Origin of the sequence: Bacillus sp. A01H, assembly GCF_045277205.1 — a bacterium.
Classification (GTDB): domain Bacteria; phylum Bacillota; class Bacilli; order Bacillales; family Bacillaceae_G; genus Bacillus_A; species Bacillus_A paranthracis.
In genome coordinates this window covers 5,533,517-5,555,655 of sequence record NZ_CP117702.1, presented here as the reverse complement: position 1 = coordinate 5,555,655, position 22,139 = coordinate 5,533,517, and the positions used below count along the sequence as shown (strand labels likewise).

23 protein-coding genes and 4 tRNA genes are annotated in these 22,139 nt (G+C 36.7%); 26 read left to right on the top strand and 1 reads right to left on the bottom strand.

The window, feature by feature from the left end:
• Positions 1-565 precede the first annotated feature (565 nt).
• The 10 genes from rpmH to spo0J all read left to right on the top strand — a co-directional run bounded on the left by rpmH (position 566) and on the right by spo0J (position 9,609).
• Positions 566-700, top strand: coding sequence for a 50S ribosomal protein L34 (gene rpmH, locus PSR14_RS29455; RefSeq protein ID WP_000831901.1), 135 nt, complete (start codon positions 566-568; stop codon positions 698-700).
• Positions 701-776: 76 nt separating this feature from the next.
• Complete coding sequence (gene rnpA, locus PSR14_RS29450) at positions 777-1,124, top strand: ribonuclease P protein component (protein WP_000726629.1); 348 nt, start codon at positions 777-779, stop codon at positions 1,122-1,124.
• Between the two features lie 52 nt (positions 1,125-1,176).
• Positions 1,177-1,944 carry a YidC family membrane integrase SpoIIIJ gene (spoIIIJ, locus tag PSR14_RS29445; protein WP_000727745.1) on the top strand — a complete coding sequence of 256 codons (768 nt, stop codon included), beginning with the start codon at positions 1,177-1,179 and terminating at the stop codon, positions 1,942-1,944.
• Positions 1,941-2,558, top strand: coding sequence for an RNA-binding cell elongation regulator Jag/EloR (gene jag / locus PSR14_RS29440; RefSeq protein ID WP_000022804.1), 618 nt, complete (start codon positions 1,941-1,943; stop codon positions 2,556-2,558). The genes spoIIIJ and jag overlap by 4 nt, the downstream gene beginning before the upstream one ends.
• A gap of 225 nt (positions 2,559-2,783) precedes the next feature.
• A complete protein-coding gene (gene mnmE, locus PSR14_RS29435; protein ID WP_098486874.1) occupies positions 2,784-4,160 on the top strand; it encodes a tRNA uridine-5-carboxymethylaminomethyl(34) synthesis GTPase MnmE in 1,377 nt (458 codons plus the stop codon).
• Between the two features lie 46 nt (positions 4,161-4,206).
• A complete protein-coding gene (mnmG, locus tag PSR14_RS29430) occupies positions 4,207-6,096 on the top strand; it encodes a tRNA uridine-5-carboxymethylaminomethyl(34) synthesis enzyme MnmG (protein WP_000541033.1) in 1,890 nt (629 codons plus the stop codon).
• Positions 6,097-6,117: 21 nt separating this feature from the next.
• Positions 6,118-6,837 carry a 16S rRNA (guanine(527)-N(7))-methyltransferase RsmG gene (gene rsmG / locus PSR14_RS29425; RefSeq protein WP_001019621.1) on the top strand — a complete coding sequence of 240 codons (720 nt, stop codon included), beginning with the start codon at positions 6,118-6,120 and terminating at the stop codon, positions 6,835-6,837.
• 104 nt (positions 6,838-6,941) lie between these two features.
• Positions 6,942-7,814 carry a nucleoid occlusion protein gene (gene noc / locus PSR14_RS29420; protein WP_000799029.1) on the top strand — a complete coding sequence of 291 codons (873 nt, stop codon included), beginning with the start codon at positions 6,942-6,944 and terminating at the stop codon, positions 7,812-7,814.
• 189 nt (positions 7,815-8,003) lie between these two features.
• Positions 8,004-8,765 carry a sporulation initiation inhibitor protein Soj gene (gene soj / locus PSR14_RS29415; protein ID WP_000516114.1) on the top strand — a complete coding sequence of 254 codons (762 nt, stop codon included), beginning with the start codon at positions 8,004-8,006 and terminating at the stop codon, positions 8,763-8,765.
• Positions 8,758-9,609: a stage 0 sporulation protein Spo0J gene (spo0J, locus tag PSR14_RS29410; protein WP_098486875.1), complete on the top strand. Its 852-nt coding sequence runs from the start codon at positions 8,758-8,760 to the stop codon at positions 9,607-9,609. Before soj ends, spo0J begins: the two co-directional genes overlap by 8 nt.
• 20 nt (positions 9,610-9,629) lie before the next feature.
• Here spo0J and yyaC read toward each other — a convergent pair whose 3' ends face one another.
• Positions 9,630-10,226 (bottom strand): spore protease YyaC, encoded by a 597-nt coding sequence (yyaC, locus tag PSR14_RS29405; protein WP_073536073.1) that lies wholly within the window; start codon positions 10,224-10,226, stop codon positions 9,630-9,632.
• 259 nt (positions 10,227-10,485) lie between these two features.
• On the opposite strand from yyaC, the gene PSR14_RS29400 reads away from it, so the two are divergent.
• From PSR14_RS29400 to walR, 16 genes are all read left to right on the top strand, one after another.
• The gene (locus PSR14_RS29400) at positions 10,486-11,367 is read left to right on the top strand and encodes a mechanosensitive ion channel family protein (protein WP_000382911.1); all 882 of its coding nucleotides are present in this window, start codon (positions 10,486-10,488) and stop codon (positions 11,365-11,367) included.
• A 20-nt stretch (positions 11,368-11,387) separates the two neighbouring features.
• Positions 11,388-11,585 (top strand): DUF951 domain-containing protein, encoded by a 198-nt coding sequence (locus PSR14_RS29395; protein ID WP_000436051.1) that lies wholly within the window; start codon positions 11,388-11,390, stop codon positions 11,583-11,585.
• A 115-nt stretch (positions 11,586-11,700) separates the two neighbouring features.
• Positions 11,701-12,801, top strand: coding sequence for a redox-regulated ATPase YchF (ychF, locus tag PSR14_RS29390; RefSeq protein WP_000524669.1), 1,101 nt, complete (start codon positions 11,701-11,703; stop codon positions 12,799-12,801).
• 191 nt (positions 12,802-12,992) lie between these two features.
• Positions 12,993-13,283, top strand: a complete 291-nt coding sequence (gene rpsF, locus PSR14_RS29385; RefSeq protein WP_001233779.1) for a 30S ribosomal protein S6 — start codon at positions 12,993-12,995, stop codon at positions 13,281-13,283.
• Positions 13,284-13,309: 26 nt separating this feature from the next.
• A complete protein-coding gene (gene ssb, locus PSR14_RS29380; RefSeq protein WP_000981967.1) occupies positions 13,310-13,831 on the top strand; it encodes a single-stranded DNA-binding protein in 522 nt (173 codons plus the stop codon).
• 45 nt (positions 13,832-13,876) lie between these two features.
• A complete protein-coding gene (gene rpsR, locus PSR14_RS29375) occupies positions 13,877-14,110 on the top strand; it encodes a 30S ribosomal protein S18 (protein ID WP_000918873.1) in 234 nt (77 codons plus the stop codon).
• 80 nt (positions 14,111-14,190) lie between these two features.
• On the top strand, positions 14,191-15,126 hold the full coding sequence (locus PSR14_RS29370; protein ID WP_001246427.1) for a YybS family protein: 936 nt from the start codon (positions 14,191-14,193) through the stop codon (positions 15,124-15,126).
• Between the two features lie 78 nt (positions 15,127-15,204).
• Entirely contained in the window at positions 15,205-17,178 is a 1,974-nt protein-coding gene (locus PSR14_RS29365; protein ID WP_001113896.1) for a DHH family phosphoesterase, read from the top strand.
• Positions 17,175-17,621, top strand: coding sequence for a 50S ribosomal protein L9 (rplI, locus tag PSR14_RS29360; protein ID WP_000864231.1), 447 nt, complete (start codon positions 17,175-17,177; stop codon positions 17,619-17,621). The genes PSR14_RS29365 and rplI overlap by 4 nt, the downstream gene beginning before the upstream one ends.
• Positions 17,622-17,648: 27 nt before the next feature.
• Positions 17,649-19,010 (top strand): replicative DNA helicase, encoded by a 1,362-nt coding sequence (gene dnaB / locus PSR14_RS29355; protein WP_001286244.1) that lies wholly within the window; start codon positions 17,649-17,651, stop codon positions 19,008-19,010.
• A gap of 215 nt (positions 19,011-19,225) precedes the next feature.
• Positions 19,226-20,515, top strand: coding sequence for an adenylosuccinate synthase (locus PSR14_RS29350; RefSeq protein WP_098486876.1), 1,290 nt, complete (start codon positions 19,226-19,228; stop codon positions 20,513-20,515).
• A 140-nt stretch (positions 20,516-20,655) separates the two neighbouring features.
• Positions 20,656-20,731 (top strand) — tRNA-Lys (locus PSR14_RS29345).
• Between the two features lie 13 nt (positions 20,732-20,744).
• Positions 20,745-20,816: transfer RNA gene (locus tag PSR14_RS29340), tRNA-Glu, on the top strand.
• A 21-nt stretch (positions 20,817-20,837) separates the two neighbouring features.
• Positions 20,838-20,913, top strand: a tRNA-Asp gene (locus tag PSR14_RS29335).
• Positions 20,914-20,954: 41 nt separating this feature from the next.
• Positions 20,955-21,027 (top strand) — tRNA-Phe (locus tag PSR14_RS29330).
• A 403-nt stretch (positions 21,028-21,430) separates the two neighbouring features.
• Positions 21,431-22,138, top strand: a complete 708-nt coding sequence (walR, locus tag PSR14_RS29325; protein ID WP_000971872.1) for a cell wall metabolism DNA-binding response regulator WalR — start codon at positions 21,431-21,433, stop codon at positions 22,136-22,138.
• Position 22,139: the final 1 nt, after the last annotated feature.

Below are 22,139 nucleotides of genomic sequence, written 5' to 3'. Positions count from 1 at the left end.
AGGTGTCCCTCCTTTACTAAGATGGTAAAAGAATAAGGTTGCGCAACAAATGTACAACCTAAATAAATATAAAATGTATATTTATACGAAACGTATTTTAAAACCTAAAAACGTCGTTTGTATATGAGATAGGGTTTTCGACAAAAAAAGCAAATGTGGATAATCATTTACCCACATGTGATTAAAACTGTCCACATGTTATACACAAATTGTGGATAAGATAATGATGTGGAAAACTTATTCAAAGTGAAAACACAACTATAATATCAAAAAAAAGTAGCTATAGCAATGAAATTAAGAAAGTTATCCACAAAATCAATACCTTGTGGAATAAACTTGTCCACAACACGATATACTGTGTAAAAGTACGAAAAGAGTTTGTGGATATAAAAAACAGAAAAAAACATTTATCCACAAGGAAATATAGCGTCTGTGAAAAAGTATGTGAATAGGTTCAAAATGAATATTTGATGAAAATTTCTAGAACCATTGACATTTTCCTAGTTGATTAACTATAATTTATAAGACTGTCTTTAACAGATATTCCTCAGGGAGGTGTCATATAATGAAAAGAACTTACCAACCAAATAAACGTAAGCGCAGCAAAGTACATGGTTTCCGCAGCCGTATGAGCACAGCGAACGGACGTAAAGTGCTAGCAGCTCGTCGTCGTAAAGGAAGAAAAGTATTATCTGCGTAGACCACTGATCGTTCAGTGGTCTTTTTTTCTAATAATAGTGAATTTCCGCTGATGAACTACAGGAGTGTCAATTGATATGAAGAAAAAACATCGTATAAAAAAGAATGATGAATTCCAGACGGTTTTTCAAAAAGGAAAATCGACTGCGAATCGTCAATTTGTTGTGTATCAACTAGATAAAGAAGAGCAGCCAAACTTTCGTATTGGCCTTTCTGTCAGCAAGAAAATAGGAAATGCAGTAGTGCGTAACCGAATTAAACGTATGATTCGCCAGTCGATCACAGAATTAAAAGATGAGATAGATTCTGGAAAAGATTTTGTTATAATAGCAAGGAAGCCTTGTGCAGAGATGACATATGAAGAATTGAAGAAAAGCTTAATTCATGTCTTTAAACGCTCTGGTATGAAAAGAATAAAAAAGTAGCGTAAGGAAATGAATTACACTATATACATACCGATACAAGGAGGAGTAGGCTTTGAAAAAGAAATTAGGTTTACTAGCCATGGTTGTTGCATTAATGGCGATTACTGCTGGCTGTAGTGAAGTAAATCAGCCAATTACACCAAAAAGCACTGGAATTTGGAATGAATACTTCGTATACCCGCTTTCTCAGTTAATTACGTATTTTGCCAACTTATTTGGTAGTAATTACGGTTTAGCGATTGTTGTTACAACTCTTATTATTCGTTTTGCATTATTACCATTAATGATTAAACAAACGAAGAGTACAAAAGCAATGCAAGCGTTACAACCAGAAATGGTGAAGTTAAAAGAGAAATATAGTTCTAAAGATCAAGCAACGCAGCAAAAACTACAACAAGAAATGATGCAGTTGTATCAAAAAAATGGTGTAAATCCATTAGCAGGATGTTTACCAATCTTTGTTCAGATGCCTATTTTATTCGCGTTTTACCATGCGATTATGAGAACATCAGAAATTAGTAAGCATACATTCTTATGGTTCGACTTAGGACAAGCAGATCCGTTATATATTTTACCGGTTGTTGCAGCAATTACGACATTTATTCAGCAAAAACTTGCTATGGCAGGAACTGCTGGTCAAAATCCGCAAATGGCAATGATGATTTGGTTAATGCCAATCATGATTTTAATCTTTGCAATTAACTTCCCAGCTGCATTATCACTTTACTGGGTTGTTGGTAATATCTTTGGTATCGCTCAAATGTACTTGATCAAAGGGCCGGAAATTAAGGCTAGTAAGGCAGGAGGATCAAGCAAGTGAGTATAATTACTGCTAAAGGACAAACAGTCGAGCTGGCAGTACAGGATGCTTTAAGGCAATTAAATGTTTCAAAAGACCGAGTAGATATAAATATTATCGATGAGGGTAAGAGAGGGTTCTTAGGTTTATTTGGGAACCGACCTGCAGTAGTAGAAGTTGTATTGAAGAAAGATCCAATTCAAGAATGTGAAGAATATTTAAAAAATGTTATTCACGATATGGGTGTGGAAGCTGAGATTAGTAAAATTGTAAAAGGAAGAGAAGTTGAATTTACAATTTACGGCGAAAATGTAGGTGTTTTAATTGGGAAAAGAGGAAACACCTTGAATTCTTTACAGTATTTAACAAAACTTGTGGCGAATCGTAATACGAAGCAGTACATTGGTATCACATTAGATGCTGAAAATTATCGTAGTAAAAGAAAAGCTACGTTAGAAGCACTTTCTTATCGATTAGCAAAACAAGTGGTAAGTACGAAAAAAAGAGTTGTATTGGAGCCTATGCCATCTTTTGAACGAAAGATTATCCACCAAGCATTATCTAATCATCAAAATATCATTACAACTTCTGAAGGAAAAGAACCACATCGACATGTTGTAATATCTTCCAAGTGACCGGTTACTCAATTGAGTGCCGGTTTTTTTGAGGGGAAAATAGGTGTGGATAACTAAAAACACTAAACTTATCCACTGTGAATAAGTTTAGTGTTTTTTACATGAGGACATAATAAAATGAGTTATTATTCTTTTGTAGATAGGTTCGTTATGGTATTCTAATAATTTAGTGAAGAAAATAATCATGTTGAAATAGAGATAAATAAGCAAGTGAGGTGAAAGGACATGGAATTTGATACAATTGCCGCGATTTCCACAGCGCTTGGAGAGGGTGCAATTGCCATTGTTCGAGTAAGTGGGGATGATGCGGTTGAAAAAGTTAATCGTATTTTTAAAGGGAAGGATTTAACAGAGGTTCCTTCTCATACAATTCATTATGGTCATATTGTTGATTTAGATACAAATCAGGTTATTGAAGAAGTAATGGTGTCCATTATGCGTGCACCAAGGACTTTTACACGTGAAAATATAGTAGAAATTAACTGTCATGGTGGACTTGTTTCGGTAAACAAAGTATTACAGCTTATTTTAGCGCAAGGGGTAAGATTAGCGGAGCCTGGTGAATTTACAAAACGTGCTTTTTTAAATGGCCGTATTGATTTATCACAAGCAGAAGCTGTTATGGACTTAATCCGTGCAAAAACAGATCGTGCAATGAACGTAGCGATTAATCAAATGGAGGGACGATTATCTAAATTAATCGGCCGTCTGCGTCAGGATATATTAGAAACGTTAGCTCATGTTGAGGTAAACATAGATTACCCGGAATATGATGATGTGGAAGAAATGACACATAATATTTTAATTGAGAAAGCTACACATGTTCGTGCTGAAATTGCAAAAATATTAGAAACATCAAAGCAAGGAAAGATTTTACGTGAAGGTATTGCTACTGCAATCATCGGTAGACCTAATGTTGGGAAATCATCGCTATTAAATAGTCTCGTTCAGGAGAAAAAGGCAATTGTAACTGATATTGCAGGAACAACTCGTGATGTTATTGAAGAGTACGTTAATGTGCGTGGTGTACCACTTAAACTTATAGATACGGCCGGAATTCGTGAAACAGAAGATGTTGTTGAACGAATTGGTGTAGAGCGTTCAAAAGAAATGATGAGTCAAGCTGATTTAGTGTTAGTTGTAGTTAATTATAGCGAAGCTTTAACGAATGAGGATGAAGATCTATTCCGTGCCGTACAAGGAAAAGATTTCATTGTTATTGTAAATAAGACAGATTTACCGCAAGCAATTGATATGGAACGTGTTATAGAATTAGCAGCGGGGAATCGTGTTATTACAACGTCGTTAATTGAGGAACAGGGAATAGATGAGCTTGAAACGGCAATCGCTGATTTATTCTTTGAAGGAACAATTGATTCTGCAGATGTAACATATGTTTCTAACGCGAGACATATTGAATTATTAACACAAGCAGGAAAAACAATTGGAGATGCAATTGAGGCGATAGAAAATGGTGTTCCAATTGATATGGTGCAGATTGATTTAACAAGAACGTGGGAAATACTTGGTGAAATTACTGGTGACACCGTTCATGAGAGCTTAATTGACCAGTTGTTCTCTCAATTTTGTTTAGGAAAATAATATAGTGATGTTTCAGAAAGATAGAGATTATTAGGAGGAATAAACAATGGGATACAATGCCGGTTCATACGATGTCATAGTAATCGGTGCAGGTCATGCAGGATGTGAAGCTGGTCTTGCGGCAGCACGAATGGGCTCCAAAACATTAATGTTAACAATTAACTTAGATATGGTAGCGTTTATGCCATGTAACCCTTCTGTTGGTGGACCAGCAAAAGGGATTGTTGTTCGTGAAATTGATGCATTAGGCGGAGAAATGGGACGCAACATTGATAAAACGCATATTCAAATGCGTATGTTAAATACAGGTAAAGGGCCAGCTGTACGTGCACTTCGAGCACAAGCAGATAAGTTCTCTTACCAGCATGAATTAAAGAAAACAATTGAAGAAACACCAAACTTAACGTTGTTCCAAGGAATGGTAGAGCGTTTAATCGTTGAAGATGGCGAATGTAAAGGGGTAATTACGCAAGCTGGTGCTGAATATACAGCAAAAACAGTCGTAATTACGACTGGTACGTTTTTACGTGGTGAGATTATTATGGGAGATTTAAAATATTCGAGTGGTCCAAATAATCAACAACCATCTATTACTTTATCGGAACATTTAGAGGAGCTTGGATTTGATCTTGTTAGATTTAAAACAGGTACACCTCCGCGCGTAAATAGTAATACGATTGATTACAGTAAAACAGAAATTCAGCCAGGTGACGATAAGCCACGCGCTTTCTCTTTTGAAACGACAAAGTTTATTATGGATCAAATTCCATGTTGGTTAACGTATACAAGTACGGAAACACATCGTTTAATAGATGAAAACCTACATCGCTCAGCTATGTATTCTGGTATGATTAAGGGAACAGGTCCTAGATATTGTCCTTCAATTGAAGACAAAGTAGTAAGGTTTAATGATAAACCACGTCATCAAATTTTCTTAGAGCCAGAGGGACGTAACACACAAGAAGTGTACGTACAAGGTTTATCCACAAGCTTACCAGAAGACGTACAGCGTGATATGCTTAGAACAATCCCTGGTCTAGAAAATGTTGAAATGATGCGTACAGGTTATGCAATTGAATATGATGCAATTGTGCCAACGCAACTATGGCCAACACTTGAAACGAAAAAAATTAAAAATTTATATACAGCAGGACAAATTAACGGAACTTCTGGTTACGAAGAGGCAGCAGGACAAGGGCTTATGGCCGGAATTAATGCAGCATGTCGTTCTTTAGGTAAAAAAGAAGTTATTTTAGGTCGTGAGGATGCTTATATTGGTGTCTTAATTGATGATCTTGTAACGAAAGGGACGAATGAACCATATCGTTTATTAACGTCTCGTGCAGAGTATCGTCTATTATTACGCCATGATAATGCGGATCTTCGTTTAACTGAAATTGGTCATGAAATTGGATTAATTAAAGAAGAACGCTATGAGCGATTTACAAATAAAAAATTACAAATTGAACAGGAAAAGGAACGTTTAAGTAGCATTATTATTAAACCACGTCCTGAAGTTCAAGAATTAATTCGCAATATTGGTGGAAGTGAATTGAAAGATGGAATACGTGCAAGTGACTTATTACGTCGTCCAGAGATGACATATGAGCATATCCATCTTTTAGTACCAAGTGAAGTAGAATTAAGTGATGAAGTTACAGAACAAGTTGAAATTCAGATTAAGTACGAAGGATATATCGAAAAATCTTTACAGCAAGTAGAGCGTATGAAGAAGATGGAAAGTAAAAAAATTCCTGTCGATATTGATTATGATGCGATTTCTAGCCTTGCATCAGAAGCTAGACAGAAATTGAAAGATGTTCGTCCACTTTCAGTGGGGCAGGCTTCACGTATATCGGGCGTAAATCCAGCAGACATTTCCATTTTACTTGTGTATATTGAACAAGGAAAAATTGCGCGAGTATCGAACCAATAAATAGTAAGGAGATATTGTTAGATGAACATAGAACAATTTCAATCTATGCTAGAAGAGAAGGGTATCACCCTCTCTTCTAGACAGTTAGAGCAGTTCGAAATCTACTTCGAAACATTAGTAGAATGGAATGAAAAAATGAATTTAACGGCTATTACGGAAAAAGAGGAAGTATATTTAAAACACTTTTTTGATTCCATTACAGCTGCTTTTTATTACGATTTTTCTAAACCATTCTCAATTTGTGATGTTGGCGCAGGAGCTGGATTCCCAAGTATTCCTTTAAAAATCTGTTTCCCGCATTTAAAAGTGACGATTGTAGACTCATTACAAAAACGTATTAATTTCTTAAATCATTTAGCACAAAAGTTGGAATTGAGTGACGTCGCGTTTTGTCATGATCGTGCTGAAACATTTGGAAAAAAAGAAGGTGTACGTGAAGCGTACGACATTGTAATGGCACGTGCAGTCGCACGTCTTTCAGTATTAAGTGAGCTGTGTTTACCACTTGTAAAAGTTGGGGGAACATTCATTGCAATGAAAGGTGCTGCAGCAAACGAAGAAATTGAAAATGGCAAGTATGCTTTAGAGGTGCTAGGCGGGGATTTAAAAGAAATGTCTACGTTCCAATTACCGTTTGAAGAAAGTGAACGTAATATTTTATTAATCGAGAAAAAGCGCAAGACACCAAAGAAATATCCACGCAAACCGGGAACACCCAATAAATTACCTATTGAAAAATAAATCTTATTAGACGTAAGATTAAATTATATAAATGAAAACGTAAATGTTTCATAGGAAACATTTTATGGAGAATAGTCAATAGGCCTAAAGGTGGTGGAATATGTATGAAAAATACGTTTTCTCGTTTATTTGGCTTTGGAGATAAAGAGAGCGAATTCGAATTACAAGACGAAAGCCATGAAGAAATAGATAAAAAGGTATATGAAGAAATACAAGAAATTCCGATAGTAAATATTACCCCTAACCGTTATCAACCACGAACAGTTTTTGATGACGCGCGTATTGAGGAACTAGCATTAACGATTCGTACACACGGACTTATTCAGCCAATTGTTGTGAGGCAATATGAGGATGAGAAGTACGAGATTATTGCTGGAGAAAGGCGTTTCCGTGCAGCAACAAAGTTAGGGTGGGAAAAGGTTCCTGCAATTATAAAAAACTTAAATGATACAGAAACAGCTTCTGTGGCTTTAATTGAAAACTTGCAACGTGAGGAACTAACAGCAATCGAGGAAGCTGTGGCATATCAAAAGCTAATTGAGTTACATAATTTAACGCAAGAAGCATTGGCACAAAGACTCGGAAAAGGACAATCCACAATCGCAAATAAGTTGCGATTGTTAAAGTTGCCTGAAGAAATAAAAAATGCGTTATTAGAAAAAAGTATTACAGAACGCCATGCCCGTGCGCTCATCCCTTTAAAGAATGAGGAATTACAACTGAAGGTTTTACAGGAAATTGTGGAGAAACAACTGAATGTAAAGCAAACAGAGGAACGAATTGCGAAATTACTAGAGGAAGCAAAACCGAAGCGTAAGGCAAAGCAAAAAGCAGTAAGTCGAGATACGAGAATTGCCATGAATACAATTAGGCAGTCATTACAAATGGTTGCTGACAGTGGTTTAAATGTTAATTCTGAGGAAGAAGAGTTTGACGAGTACTATCAAATTACAATTCAAATTCCGAAGAAAAAATAATAACGGTGTGTTAGAGACCTGATCCTATTGGATAGGTCTCTTTTACTATATTTTCTTGTTAGATGAAGAAGGAGTTTACAAATAAATTTTGAAGTTTAATAAGGACGTAAAAGAAAAACTTTTATTTCATGTTACAATAAACATAATTGTTACTAGAATAAGATAGAAAGGTTGAAAGTAGGTGACATCATGGGAAAAATCATTGCTATAGCCAATCAAAAGGGTGGCGTTGGAAAAACAACAACATCTGTTAATTTAGGGGCTGGATTGGCACAAGTAGGTAAAAAGGTCCTTCTTGTAGATATTGATGCTCAAGGAAATGCAACGACGGGTGTGGGAATTGAAAAATCCGAATTAGATCAATGTATTTACAATGTTCTTGTGGAAGATGCAGATGTTCAAGGGGTTATACAGAAAACCGCAACTGAAAACTTAGATGTTCTACCCGCTACAATTCAATTAGCAGGTGCTGAAATTGAATTGGTACCGACTATTTCCCGGGAAGTACGTTTGCAAAGGGCATTACAGCCAGTTCGTGATGAATATGATTATATTATTATTGACTGTCCCCCGTCCTTAGGGTTATTAACGATTAATGCATTAACTGCAGCAGATTCTGTTATTATTCCTGTTCAATGCGAATATTACGCACTAGAAGGGTTAAGTCAGCTATTAAATACAGTTCGACTTGTGCAAAAGCACTTAAATAAAAATCTAGCAATTCAAGGCGTATTGCTAACAATGTTAGATGCCCGTACAAATTTAGGGATTCAGGTTATAGATGAAGTGAAAAAATACTTTAGAGATAAAGTATACCGTTCGATTATCCCTCGTAATGTTCGTTTGAGTGAAGCACCAAGTCATGGGAAACCAATTATGCAGTATGACGCTAAATCAAGAGGGGCAGAAGTATATATAGATTTAGCAGAGGAAGTGATTGCAGGTGGCTAAAGGATTAGGAAGAGGAATCAATGTGTTTTTTCCTGATTTAGATGTGAAAGAAGAAGAGACAATTCAGGAGATTACGATAACTGAATTAAGACCGAATCCATATCAACCACGTAAACACTTTAATAAAGAGGCGATTCAGGAATTATCGGCCTCTATTAAAGAGCACGGCATATTACAACCATTAATTGCTAGAAAGAGTATTAAAGGATATGAAATTGTTGCAGGTGAAAGAAGATATCGTGCTGCTAAAGAAGCGGGACTCGAAAAAGTACCTGCCGTTGTAAGACAATTAAATGAGCAGCAAATGATGGAGTTTGCATTGCTTGAAAACTTACAACGAGAAGATTTAAATCCAATGGAAGAAGCAATGGCATATCAAATGTTAATGAATGAGCTAAATGTGACGCAAGAACAATTAGCAAAACGTCTTGGTAAGAGTAGACCTTACATTGCAAACTATACGCGATTATTAAGCCTCCCTTCTTTTGTGCAAGATATGATTGCAAACGGTCAACTTTCAATGGCTCATGGGAGAACTTTACTTACGATAAAAAATGAAGAGCAGTTGAAATCTTTACTGAAACGAATTGAAAAAGAAGGATTAAATGTTCGTCAATTAGAGAAAATTGTTCAGGAGATTAATCAACGCGTTTCACGTGAAACAAAACAAGTAAAAAAAGAGAGAAACATATTTTTCGTAGAACGCGAAACGTTCTTAAGAGAAAAGTTTGGCACAGAGGTAAAAATTAAAGAAACAAAAAAGGAAAAAGGTAAAATCGAAATTGAATTTTTCAATAAAGAAGATTTAAATCGTATTTTAGAATTATTAGCGCAGCAAAACTAAAAAGCAAACCATCTTATTATTTATAGATGGTTTGCTTTTTTTAATACAGATAATTTTTGGTCTGTTTCTTTTATGCTTTGTGCAATTACATCAGCCATTTTCATAACTAAACTTAATCTTGTATTTTGCAGGACGAAAAACTCCATAAAACCATTTAGATTTACGATGCCATGAATATGTAAATCACCAACTGCTGGTAATTTCTTGTTCATAGCAGCTCCGGGTTTACTAGGTCCCATTCCGGTAGTGATGGAACCGATACTTTGAGACTTTCCTAAACAGGCATCAACCGCAATTATAAATGAAGTAGGATTATTTTTCTGTATATTCTGAATCTTTTCCTCTAAGTTTAGCGCATGTACTGGATCATCTAGTGTGCCGAACACTTGGAAGTTTGTAATTTCTACTTGTTCTAGTTTCGTACCGACTAACGGACCGAGTGCATCTCCTGTGGAACGATCTGTTCCGATACAAACGAGAATGATTGGTATATGAGTTTTAATAGGGATATGGGAAAGTAAGAAATTACTAATTGTCTCGGAGGCTTCTAAATCTTGGTGCATAACATTTTGAGTTTCTTTTTCGAAAAAAGGTAAGCGAAAACTTCCAATATTCATGAAGCACCCATCCTTTTAATAAATTTTCAAAATATGTTATATGGTGAGTAAAATGGAAAACTATAAGTGCGTACTTGCTGTAAAACTTAAGTGAGAACGGAAATAATAGTACTAGTATATATATATTCGTTCCATTTTATACCTGCATGGCGGTTAACAAATGGAATTAAAGACATAAAATTTTTTCAGCAATTAGGAGACTTCTGATACAATAAGAAGGATAACTAAAAAGAAATTTTGGCTGGAGAGGTAGAGGTACATGGATGTATTAACGAAGTGGTTTAATGCTACGAAACAGTATTTATTAGATGCTGATCGTTGGGCTCATATTGGAATTGCGACATTAAAAATATGTATCATTTTAACAATTGGTGCAATTGTAGTGCGAATTGCAAGAGCGGTTGTACGAAATGCGTTTCGTATGGGAAGTCGTTCTCCAATTCAAATTTCAGAACGTCGTACAGTTACAGTAGCGAAGTTACTTGAAAATATTGTGGCATACGTTGTTATGTTCATTATGTTAATTGCGATTTTAGGTGTGTTTAATATTAATGCATCAGGTTTATTAGCCGGTGCTGGGGTAATTGGTTTAGCAGTCGGATTTGGTGCTCAAAGTTTAGTGAAAGATGTTATTACAGGGTTATTTATCTTGTTAGAAGATCAATTTTCAGTTGGTGACTATGTGAAAATTGGTCAGTTTGAAGGTGTCGTTTTAGAAATTGGACTTCGTACAACGAAAGTGAAAAGTTGGACAGGTGAAATTCATACTTTACCAAACGGAAGTATTGTTCAGGTTACCAACTATTCAGTTAGTAATAGTGTAGCATTTGTTGACGTATCTATTTCGTATGAGGCTGATATAGCAAAAGCAGAGCAAGTCATTGAAGAATTATTAGAAGAATTACCTGCACAATATGAGCAAATGGTAACAACGCCTCAGTTATTAGGCGTGCAAACATTAGCTGCATCAGAAGTTATATTACGTGTTATTGCAGAAGTAGAGCCGATGCAACATGCAGTTATTGCAAGGGCACTTCGTAAAGAAATTAAAAATCGTCTAGATTTACATGGTATTGAAATTCCATATCCACGTATGGTTTTATATAATCGTGAAGAGTTAGTGAGTGGAAAAGCAATTTAATATGGAGAGGGGTTTGGAGAATGGAGCAAAAGCAGTATAACTTGTACGATGTTGTGGAAATGAAGAAAGCCCACCCATGTGGGGAGAATCGTTGGAAGATTATTCGTATGGGAATGGATATCCGCATTAAGTGCGAGGGATGTGACCATTCAGTAATGATTCCTCGAAGAGAGTTTGATCGTAAGGTGAAAAAAATACTTGTGAAGCACGAAGAATAGAGAGAAAGTAACAGTTACAGTGGGTAGCTGTTACTTTTTTTCGTTTGGAGGAAACTTGTCATTTTTTTCGTTACTATCTATAATGATGAAAGATTGAGACATAGGAGTGAAAAATATGGGATTAACGGCTGGGATTGTTGGATTACCTAACGTAGGGAAGTCCACTTTATTTAATGCAATTACACAAGCAGGAGCAGAATCTGCAAACTATCCATTCTGTACAATTGATCCAAACGTAGGAATTGTAGAAGTACCAGATGAGCGTTTAAATAAATTAACGGAATTAGTAGAACCGAAAAAAACTGTTCCGACTGTATTTGAGTTTACTGATATTGCAGGTATCGTAAAAGGTGCGAGTAAAGGTGAAGGTTTAGGAAATAAATTCTTATCTCACATTCGCCAAGTAGATGCAATTTGCCAAGTTGTTCGTTGTTTTGAAGACGAAAATATTACGCATGTTTCAGGTAAAGTAGACCCAATTGATGATATTGAAACAATCAACTTAGAGCTAATCTTAGCAGACTTAGAATCTGTTGATAAACGTATCGAACGTGTTGCGAAATTAGCAAGACAAAAGGATAAAGAAGCAGTATATGAGCATGAAATTTTAGTACGTTTAAAAGAAGCTTTTGAAGAGGGTAAACCAGCTCGTACTGTTGAATTTACAGAAGAGCAAATGAAGATTGTTAAAGGTCTTCATTTACTGACAACGAAAGAAATGTTATACGTAGCAAACGTAAGCGAGGACGATGTTATCGATCCTTCTGAAAACAAATACGTACAAATGGTAAAAGAATTTGCTGCAAATGAAAATTCTCAAGTAATCGTTGTATGTGCAAAAATCGAATCAGAAATTGCTGAGCTAGACGAGGAAGAGAAAAAAGTCTTCCTTGAAGAACTGGGCATTGAGGAATCTGGTTTAGATCAATTAATTCGTGCTGCATATGATTTATTAGGACTTGCTACTTACTTCACAGCAGGTGTGCAAGAAGTACGTGCATGGACGTTCAAACAAGGTATGAAAGCACCACAATGTGCCGGCGTAATTCATACAGACTTTGAGCGTGGATTTATTCGTGCAGAAACAGTTTCTTACGAAGACTTAATGACAAACGGTTCTATGACAGCTGCAAAAGAAGCTGGTAAAGTTCGTTTAGAAGGAAAAGAGTATATCGTAAAAGACGGAGACGTTATGCATTTCCGTTTCAACGTTTAATTTAATATTTCCTAGGAAAAATAAAGATATGAACTTGGCAAATATATTATGTGTTTGCCAAGTTTTTTATGTATGGGTGAGTTGATTCATCTAACTTACTATGATATAATCTAAACTCGTGAGTAATTACTATAAATTAATTGCTCCTTGCCCATTACGGGCCGTTTAGACCAAAAGGAGGTGAAAGTGTAATGAGAAAGTACGAAATTATGTACATCATTCGTCCTGGCGTTGAAGAAGAAGCTCAAAAAGCTTTAGTTGAACGTTTTGCAGGTGTTTTAACAAACAATGGTGCAGAAATCATTAACACGAAAGAGTGGGGTAAGCGTCGTTTAGCTTACGAAATCAACGACTTACGTGAAGGTTTCTACATGATCTTAAACGTGAATGCTAACGCAGAAGCGATTAACGAATTCGATCGTTTAGCTAAGATCAACGAAGATATCCTTCGTCATATCGTTGTTAAAGAAGAAGAAAAATAATTGATATATAAGGGAGAGTGGTTCGATTGATGAATCGTGTTATCCTCGTTGGTCGTTTAACTAAGGACCCTGACTTACGTTACACGCCCAATGGTGTTGCAGTAGCTACTTTTACGTTAGCTGTGAATCGCGCATTTGCGAATCAACAAGGTGAGCGTGAAGCTGACTTTATTAATTGTGTAATATGGCGTAAACAAGCAGAAAACGTAGCAAATTATTTGAAAAAAGGTAGCTTAGCAGGCGTAGATGGGCGTCTTCAAACTCGTAATTACGAGGGACAAGATGGTAAACGTGTATATGTAACAGAAGTTCTTGCGGAAAGCGTACAATTTTTAGAGCCGCGTAATGGCGGTGGGGAGCAACGTGGTTCATTTAATCAGCAACCATCAGGAGCTGGTTTCGGTAACCAAAGCTCTAACCCATTTGGTCAATCTAGTAATTCAGGCAACCAAGGTAACCAAGGAAACTCTGGATTTACGAAGAATGACGATCCATTTTCAAATGTAGGTCAACCGATCGACATTTCCGACGACGATTTACCGTTCTAATACAGTAAATTTGTTAGTTTTAACAAAGAATGGAGGGAAATAGACATGGCAGGACGCAAAGGTGGACGTGCGAAACGTCGTAAGGTGTGTTTCTTCACAGCTAACGGCATCACTCGCATCGATTATAAAGATGTTGATTTATTAAAACGTTTCGTTTCTGAGCGTGGTAAAATTTTACCTCGTCGTGTAACAGGAACAAGCGCAAAATACCAACGCAAACTTACAGTTGCAATTAAACGTGCTCGTCAAATGGCACTTTTACCATATGTTGGTGAATAATAGCGTATGAAATGCACAGTAGAGTCGGACTCTACTGTGCATTTTGCTATGCTTTTCTTTTTTGAAAGAGAGGTTAGATGATGAGGAATACGAAATTTATTACTGAAGGTGCGGCGTTGTTAGCAATATATGCAATGTTATTGCTTATATCTATGTATGTTCCAATTTTAGGCACAGTTGTAACGTTTGCGTTGCCGTTGCCATTTATATTGCTAACGATAAGATATAAAATATCTAATGCTTTTGTAATTTTTACGGCAGCGCTTTTTATTACTGTTATTGTTAGTCAACCGATGAACCTAGTAAAGACAACTATGTTTGGATTAATAGGTATCGTTTTAGGACATATGTATAAAAAACAAAAGAAGCCAGTAGAAATTTTGATGGCAGGGACGCTTGCTTACTTAATTGGTATTATGCTCATTTATGTTGCGAGTATAAAGTTTTTTAACATAGATTTAATGAAGCAAATGCAAAATATGTTTAATGAAAGTATGGCGCAAAGCGAAAAGATAGTTACAGCTGCGGGCATGCCTATTAGTAAAGAGCAAAAAGAGCTATTTGCACAATTTAATGATGTGTTACAAACGTTATTCCCAAGTTTACTTGTCATGGTCTCAGTATGTTTTTCTTGGATTACAGTTATGATATCAGGTAGTGTTTTGAGAAAGTTAAAACACGATGTCATACCTTGGCCTAAATTTAAGGATATACAATTACCAAAGAGTATTGTTTGGTATTACGTTGTATTTATTTTGCTATCAACTTTTATAAAAGTAGAACCGACATCATATTTACATATGGTATTTTCTAACCTATATGTCATATTTGCTTTACTACTCGTGCTGCAAGGTTTGACGTTTATCGCTTTTCTGGCGCATAGCAAAGGTTTTACGAAAGGGGTTCCTATTATTAGTTTTATCGCCTGCATGTTTATCCCGATGCTGTTTCCTCTTGTGACAATCTTAGGTATAATTGATTTAGGGATTTCATTGCGTTCTAAAATAGGAGGATAAAATAATATTCCTTATACTATTTTAATCTGTATTACTAACTGGAAGATAAGTTAGTTTTACTTTATAGGAGTTGTATACATGCCTGAATTTTATAAGAAACAGTGGTTTTTATATCCTGTTTACGTATTGGCATTTTTTGTGTTTGTGCTCATTTCAATCCTCTGTTATTTTCATTTACTAATGGGGATAGTCTCCTTCTTTATTTTTTGTATCGTCCTTTTTGTTGTTGTACGATTTGAACTTACTTTCCAAAAGAATTTTGAAAAACATACGACAGATATGATTACAAGGGTAAAGAAAGTGAGTAATGAGGCATTTAACCAGATGCCGATTGGTATTTTGTTATACAATAAGGATTATGGGATTGATTGGGCAAATCCTTATTTATCTTCATGTCTGGGGCAGCATGCATTAGCTGGATGGCACCTTTATGATGTATCAGAAACGTTACTTCTTTTTATTAAGGGAGAAACATCCGATGATATAGTCTCTTTAAATAATCGAAAGTTTCGTGTCTTTGTAAGGAAAGAAGAAAAGTTAATTTATTTCTTTGATGTAACAGAACAAACAGAGATTGAAAAGATGTACGAGGATCAACGTACTGTTTTAGCTGTCATTTATTTAGATAATTATGATGAAGTTACACAAGGATTAGATGATCAATTACGTACGAATATAACAAGTCTTGTGACATCCCGTCTAAATGAATGGGCCGTTAAGTATGGGGCATATTTAAAACGTGCATCTTCGGAAAGATTCTTCGTTGTACTAAATGAAAGTATTTTAGCGCAGATGGAGAAAGGGAAATTTAGTATTCTAGACCAAGTACGTGAAGAAACATCCAAAAGGAATATACCACTTACATTAAGTGTAGGTGTTGGATCAGGTGATTTACCTTTATCCGAGCTTGGGGCGATGGCTCAATCAGGTCTAGACCTTGCGCTTGGGCGTGGTGGAGATCAAGTAGCTATTAAACAAGCGACAGGTAAAGTTAAGTTTTATGGTGGTAAGACAAATCCGGTGGAAAAACGTACTCGTGTACGTGCCAGAGTGATTTCGCATGCATTAAAGGATTTAGTATTAGAAAGTAGCAATGTCATTATAATGGGGCATAGGGCTCCTGATATGGACGCAATTGGTGCTGCGATTGGTATTTTAAAGGTAGCGCAATTAAATGAGCGCAAAGGATATATTGTGCTCGATGAAAATGATTCTGATAAGGGAATTAAGCGTTTAATGGATAAAGTGAAACAAAATGAAGAGTTATGGTCTCACTTTATTACACCAGAACAAGCGATGGAATTTGCAAATGATGATTCATTACTTGTTGTTGTTGATACGCATAAGCCTTCAATGGTGATGGAAGAAAAGCTGTTACGCAAAATTGAAAATGTAGTTGTTATTGACCATCATCGCCGAGGAGAAGATTTTATTGAAGATCCATTGCTTGTTTACATGGAGCCATACGCTTCTTCCACGGCGGAACTTGTTACGGAATTACTTGAATACCAACCGAAAAATTTAAAAATGACAATGTTAGAAGCAACAGCATTATTAGCAGGTATTATTGTTGATACGAAAAGCTTTACATTCCGGACAGGTGCTCGTACGTTTGATGCTGCTTCTTATTTACGCTCACACGGTGCAGATACTGTACTTGTACAAGAGCTTTTAAAAGAAGATATGGATCAGTATTTACGGGTTGCAAAAGCTATTAAAAATGCGTACATTTATAAAAATGGAATTGCGATTGCAAAAGTTGATAGCGATGATTACTACGATCAAGTGCTTATTGCGCAATCAGCGGACACATTATTAACAATGACAGGAATTATTGCATCATTTGTTATTGCAAAACGTGGCGAGAATTTCATTGGAATTAGCGGCAGGTCTTTAGGTGAAGTGAATGTGCAGCTAATTATGGAAAACTTAGGTGGTGGCGGGCATTTAACGAATGCAGCCACACAAATGAAAAATATTACAGTAGACGAAGCTGAGGAGAAGCTTCGATTTGTTATTGATGACTATTTACAGGGAGGCACACAATCATGAAAGTAATTTTTCTAAAAGACGTAAAAGGTAAAGGGAAAAAAGGGGAAGTAAAAAACGTACCAGATGGTTATGCAAATAACTTCTTACTAAAACAAGGATTAGCTGCTGAAGCGACGAATAGCAGTATGAAAACTTTAGAAGCTCAAAAGCGCAAAGAAGAAAAAGATGCAGCAGCAGAGCTTGAAAATGCAAAACAATTAAAAGAAACGTTAGAGAAATTAACTGTAGAATTAAAGGCTAAATCTGGAGAAGGTGGCCGTCTATTCGGTTCAATCACAAGTAAACAAATCGTAGATGCAATGCAAAAATCTCACAATATTAAACTTGATAAGCGTAAATTTGAAATGGATGATGCAATTCGTGCATTAGGCTATACAAACGTTACTGTGAAATTGCATCCGCAAGTAACAGCAACAGTAAAAGTTCATGTTAGTGAACAATAAAACTAAGTTAAGCAAGGAGGATTGCGTATGAGTGATGTAATGGCTGATCGTACCCCTCCGCATAATATAGAAGCTGAGCAGGCAGTCTTAGGTGCTATATTGATTGATCAGGATGCGTTAACATCGGCATCGGAACTATTAGTACCTGACTCATTTTATCGAACGAAACATCAAAAGATTTTTGAAGTCATGCTTGGGCTATCTGATAAGGGGGAGCCAATTGACTTAGTAATGATGACGTCAGCAATGGCTGATCAAGGATTACTAGAAGAAGTTGGTGGGGTTTCTTACTTAGCAGAATTAGCAGAAGTTGTTCCAACTGCTGCTAACGTAGAGTATTATGCAAGAATCATCGCTGAAAAAGCACTGTTACGTCGTTTAATTCGAACGGCGACTCATATTGTGTCTGATGGATATGAGAGAGAAGATGATGTGGATGGTCTTTTAAATGAGGCTGAGAAAAAAATATTAGAAGTATCTCATCAGACGAATGCGAAAGCATTCCAAAATATTAAAGACGTTCTTGTAGATGCTTACGATAAAATCGAACTTTTGCATAATCAAAAAGGTGAAGTGACCGGGATACCGACTGGATTTACTGAATTAGATAAGATGACGGCAGGATTCCAGCGAAATGATTTAATCATCGTGGCGGCACGTCCGTCGGTAGGTAAAACGGCATTTTCATTAAATATCGCACAAAACGTAGCAACGAAAACGGATGAAAATGTAGCGATTTTTAGTCTAGAGATGGGTGCTGATCAGCTTGTTATGCGTATGCTTTGTGCAGAAGGGAATATTGATGCACAAAGACTTCGTACCGGATCGTTAACTTCTGATGATTGGGCGAAATTAACGATGGCAATGGGTAGCCTTTCTAATGCTGGTATTTATATTGATGATACGCCGGGGATTAAAGTAAATGAGATTCGAGCAAAATGTCGTAGATTAAAACAAGAACAGGGTCTTGGTATGATCTTGATTGACTACTTACAGCTTATTCAAGGAAGTGGGAAATCAGGGGAGAACCGTCAGCAGGAAGTATCTGAGATTTCTCGTACACTAAAAGGGATTGCGCGTGAATTACAAGTTCCTGTTATTGCCTTGTCACAGTTATCTCGTGGTGTAGAATCTCGTCAAGATAAACGTCCGATGATGTCTGATATTCGTGAATCGGGAAGTATCGAGCAGGATGCCGATATCGTAGCCTTCCTATATCGTGAAGATTACTATGACCGAGAAACGGAAAATAAAAATACGATTGAAATTATTATTGCAAAGCAGCGTAATGGTCCAGTAGGCTCAGTAGAGCTCGCATTCGTTAAAGAGTTCAATAAGTTCGTTAACTTAGAACGTCGTTTCGAAGATGGACATGCGCCGCCGGCATAACGATAGTATAAAAAAGAAACGCATTTCTTATAATAAGATGTGTTTCTTTTTTTTTATAGAAAAGATAAGGCTTTCATAGTGTGAAAATATAATTCTTACGAACGAAAAAGTTTTTTGATAAAAAAATGTTCGCTTTTTGGTTGACTTCTTTTTCGGTTTTGGTACAATTATATTGTTTGAATAGATCGTTTGAAAATTGCGGAGGTGCTTTAATAATGTCTTCAGTAGTAGTTGTAGGAACACAATGGGGCGACGAAGGAAAAGGTAAAATCACTGATTTTCTTTCTGAGCATGCGGAAGTAGTTGCAAGATATCAAGGTGGAAATAACGCAGGACATACAATTGTTTTTGGCGGAGTTAAATATAAATTACACTTAATTCCATCTGGTATTTTCTATAAAGAGAAAATTTGTGTAATCGGAAACGGCTTAGTAGTAGATCCGAAAGCGTTACTTGAAGAGTTAAAATACTTACACGATCGTGGTGTAAGTACTGATAATTTACGCGTAAGTAACCGTGCGCACGTTATTTTGCCTTATCACTTAAAACAAGATGAGTTAGAAGAAGCAAGTAAAGGTGATAACAAAATCGGTACAACGAAAAAAGGTATCGGTCCTGCATACATGGACAAAGCTGCTCGTATTGGTATTCGTATGGCTGATCTTTTAGACCGTGAAGCATTTAAAGAGAAGCTTGAGCGCAATTTAGCACAAAAAAATCGTTTGTTTGAAAAAATGTACGATACAGAAGGTTTCAGTGTAGAAGAAATCTTCGAAGAGTACTTCGAGTACGGACAACAAATCGCGCAATATGTGTGTGATACGTCTGTTGTATTAAATGATGCATTAGATAATAATCACCGTGTATTATTTGAAGGTGCACAAGGTGTTATGCTTGATATCGACCACGGTACGTATCCGTTCGTTACATCTTCTAACCCAATTGCTGGTGGTGTAACAGTTGGAACTGGAGTTGGCCCTGCAAAAGTTACTCGCGTTGTAGGTGTATGTAAAGCATATACAAGCCGCGTAGGTGATGGTCCATTCCCTACTGAGCTTCATGATGAAATTGGTCATCAAATTCGTGAAGTTGGTCGTGAGTATGGAACGACAACTGGTCGTCCACGCCGCGTAGGTTGGTTTGATAGCGTTGTTGTAAGACATGCGCGTCGTGTTAGTGGTTTAACAGATTTATCATTAAACTCTATCGACGTTCTAACTGGTATTCCAACTCTTAAAATTTGTGTTGCTTACAAATACAATGGCGAAGTTATCGATGAAGTTCCAGCAAACTTAAACATTTTAGCGAAATGTGAGCCTGTATACGAAGAGCTTCCAGGTTGGACAGAAGATATTACTGGTGTAAGATCATTAGACGAACTTCCTGAGAATGCAAGAAAATACGTAGAATGTGTTTCTGAGTTAACAGGAATTCAATTATCTATGTTCTCAGTTGGACCAGATCGTAATCAAACGAATATCGTTCGTAACGTATACGAAGCTTAATTGATATTTTTAAGGAAAAACTCATGTCCGCATGAGTTTTTTCTTGTTTTTTATAAAAAATAAAAAAAGGTATTGCAAAAAATAAATAAAACATGTTATGATACATCTTGTCGTCACGAAAATATGACGTTGGTGAGTATGAGCCATTAGCTCAGTTGGTAGAGCATCTGACTTTTAATCAGAGGGTCGAAGGTTCGAGTCCTTCATGGCTCACCATTTTATTTTTCGTGGCCCGTTGGTCAAGTGGTTAAGACACCGCCCTTTCACGGCGGTAACACGGGTTCGAATCCCGTACGGGTCATGTTTTTTTATGTTCATTTTTGGTCCCGTGGTGTAGTGGTTAACATGCCTGCCTGTCACGCAGGAGATCGCCGGTTCGACCCCGGTCGGGACCGCCACTTTTGTTTATACCACCATTAGTGGTTTTATATATAGTTTTGGCTCGGTAGCTCAGTCGGTAGAGCAGAGGACTGAAAATCCTCGTGTCGGCGGTTCGATTCCGTCCCGAGCCACTCTCAGGATATTAAGTGGGCCCACTTAATATCCTTTTTATTTGTGTAATTTTACAAAATTGAGTAGTTATTTTAAAATAGAATGAGGAGCCTCTAGCAGTTGAAGCTAGAGGTTTTTCTATAGATCGTATAGGATTCCGTGTAAAAGTGGATCATACATGAGTCTGTGAGAATAGAGGAGAAAGTACTTAAGCAAAAGATGCGGTCATATAGGGACATACTATGTAGACATCAATGTGTTTAGGGATATTGACCATATTTTTACCCCGCTATTTACCGGGCAGTAAGACCCCCACCTTAAAATTCAGCGAAAGCAAAGAAGTTAGGTGGGAAGCGAGCTGCCCGTAAAAGCCCGATTGGTGAGGGCTGATTAAAGTTTCACTTTATAAGGAGGAAATAGACGATGATGGGAAAGAAAATTTTAGTAGTTGATGATGAAAAGCCGATTGCAGATATTTTGAAGTTCAACCTAGAAAAAGAAGGTTTTGAAATTGTAATGGCGCACGATGGTGATGAGGCAATTGAAAAAGCGACTGAAGAACAGCCAGATATGGTTTTATTAGATATTATGCTACCAGGTAAGGATGGCTTAGAGGTTTGCCGTGAAATACGTAAAAGCTCAGAAATGCCGATTATTATGCTTACAGCGAAGGATTCTGAAATTGATAAAGTATTAGGACTTGAGCTTGGCGCAGATGATTATGTAACGAAGCCATTTAGTACGAGGGAATTACTTGCTCGCGTGAAGGCGAATTTACGTCGTCATCAGCAAGGTGGTGCGGCAGAAAAAGAAGAAAATACGGAAATGGTTATTGGACCAATTGTTATCAATCCAAATGCGTATAGTGTAACGAAACGTGAGGAAAATATTGAGCTTACACACCGTGAATTTGAGCTATTACATTATTTAGCAAAACATTTAGGACAAGTTATGACACGCGAACATTTATTGCAAACAGTTTGGGGTTATGACTATTTTGGAGATGTACGTACAGTGGATGTAACAGTACGTCGTCTGCGTGAAAAAATTGAAGATAATCCAAGTCATCCTACATTAATTGTCACTAGACGTGGAGTAGGGTATTACTTGCGTGACCCAGAGCAGGAATAGT

Coding starts and splice junctions, on each gene's coding strand:
- rpmH (WP_000831901.1), top strand. CDS start 566: ATGAAAAGAACTTACCAACCAAATAAACGTAAGCGCAGCAAAGTACAT.
- rnpA (WP_000726629.1), top strand. CDS start 777: ATGAAGAAAAAACATCGTATAAAAAAGAATGATGAATTCCAGACGGTT.
- mnmE (WP_098486874.1), top strand. CDS start 2,784: ATGGAATTTGATACAATTGCCGCGATTTCCACAGCGCTTGGAGAGGGT.
- mnmG (WP_000541033.1), top strand. CDS start 4,207: ATGGGATACAATGCCGGTTCATACGATGTCATAGTAATCGGTGCAGGT.
- rsmG (WP_001019621.1), top strand. CDS start 6,118: ATGAACATAGAACAATTTCAATCTATGCTAGAAGAGAAGGGTATCACC.
- noc (WP_000799029.1), top strand. CDS start 6,942: ATGAAAAATACGTTTTCTCGTTTATTTGGCTTTGGAGATAAAGAGAGC.
- soj (WP_000516114.1), top strand. CDS start 8,004: ATGGGAAAAATCATTGCTATAGCCAATCAAAAGGGTGGCGTTGGAAAA.
- yyaC (WP_073536073.1), bottom strand. CDS start 10,226: ATGAATATTGGAAGTTTTCGCTTACCTTTTTTCGAAAAAGAAACTCAA.
- PSR14_RS29400 (WP_000382911.1), top strand. CDS start 10,486: ATGGATGTATTAACGAAGTGGTTTAATGCTACGAAACAGTATTTATTA.
- PSR14_RS29395 (WP_000436051.1), top strand. CDS start 11,388: ATGGAGCAAAAGCAGTATAACTTGTACGATGTTGTGGAAATGAAGAAA.
- ychF (WP_000524669.1), top strand. CDS start 11,701: ATGGGATTAACGGCTGGGATTGTTGGATTACCTAACGTAGGGAAGTCC.
- rpsF (WP_001233779.1), top strand. CDS start 12,993: ATGAGAAAGTACGAAATTATGTACATCATTCGTCCTGGCGTTGAAGAA.
- rpsR (WP_000918873.1), top strand. CDS start 13,877: ATGGCAGGACGCAAAGGTGGACGTGCGAAACGTCGTAAGGTGTGTTTC.
- PSR14_RS29370 (WP_001246427.1), top strand. CDS start 14,191: ATGAGGAATACGAAATTTATTACTGAAGGTGCGGCGTTGTTAGCAATA.
- PSR14_RS29365 (WP_001113896.1), top strand. CDS start 15,205: ATGCCTGAATTTTATAAGAAACAGTGGTTTTTATATCCTGTTTACGTA.
- rplI (WP_000864231.1), top strand. CDS start 17,175: ATGAAAGTAATTTTTCTAAAAGACGTAAAAGGTAAAGGGAAAAAAGGG.
- dnaB (WP_001286244.1), top strand. CDS start 17,649: ATGAGTGATGTAATGGCTGATCGTACCCCTCCGCATAATATAGAAGCT.
- PSR14_RS29350 (WP_098486876.1), top strand. CDS start 19,226: ATGTCTTCAGTAGTAGTTGTAGGAACACAATGGGGCGACGAAGGAAAA.
- walR (WP_000971872.1), top strand. CDS start 21,431: ATGATGGGAAAGAAAATTTTAGTAGTTGATGATGAAAAGCCGATTGCA.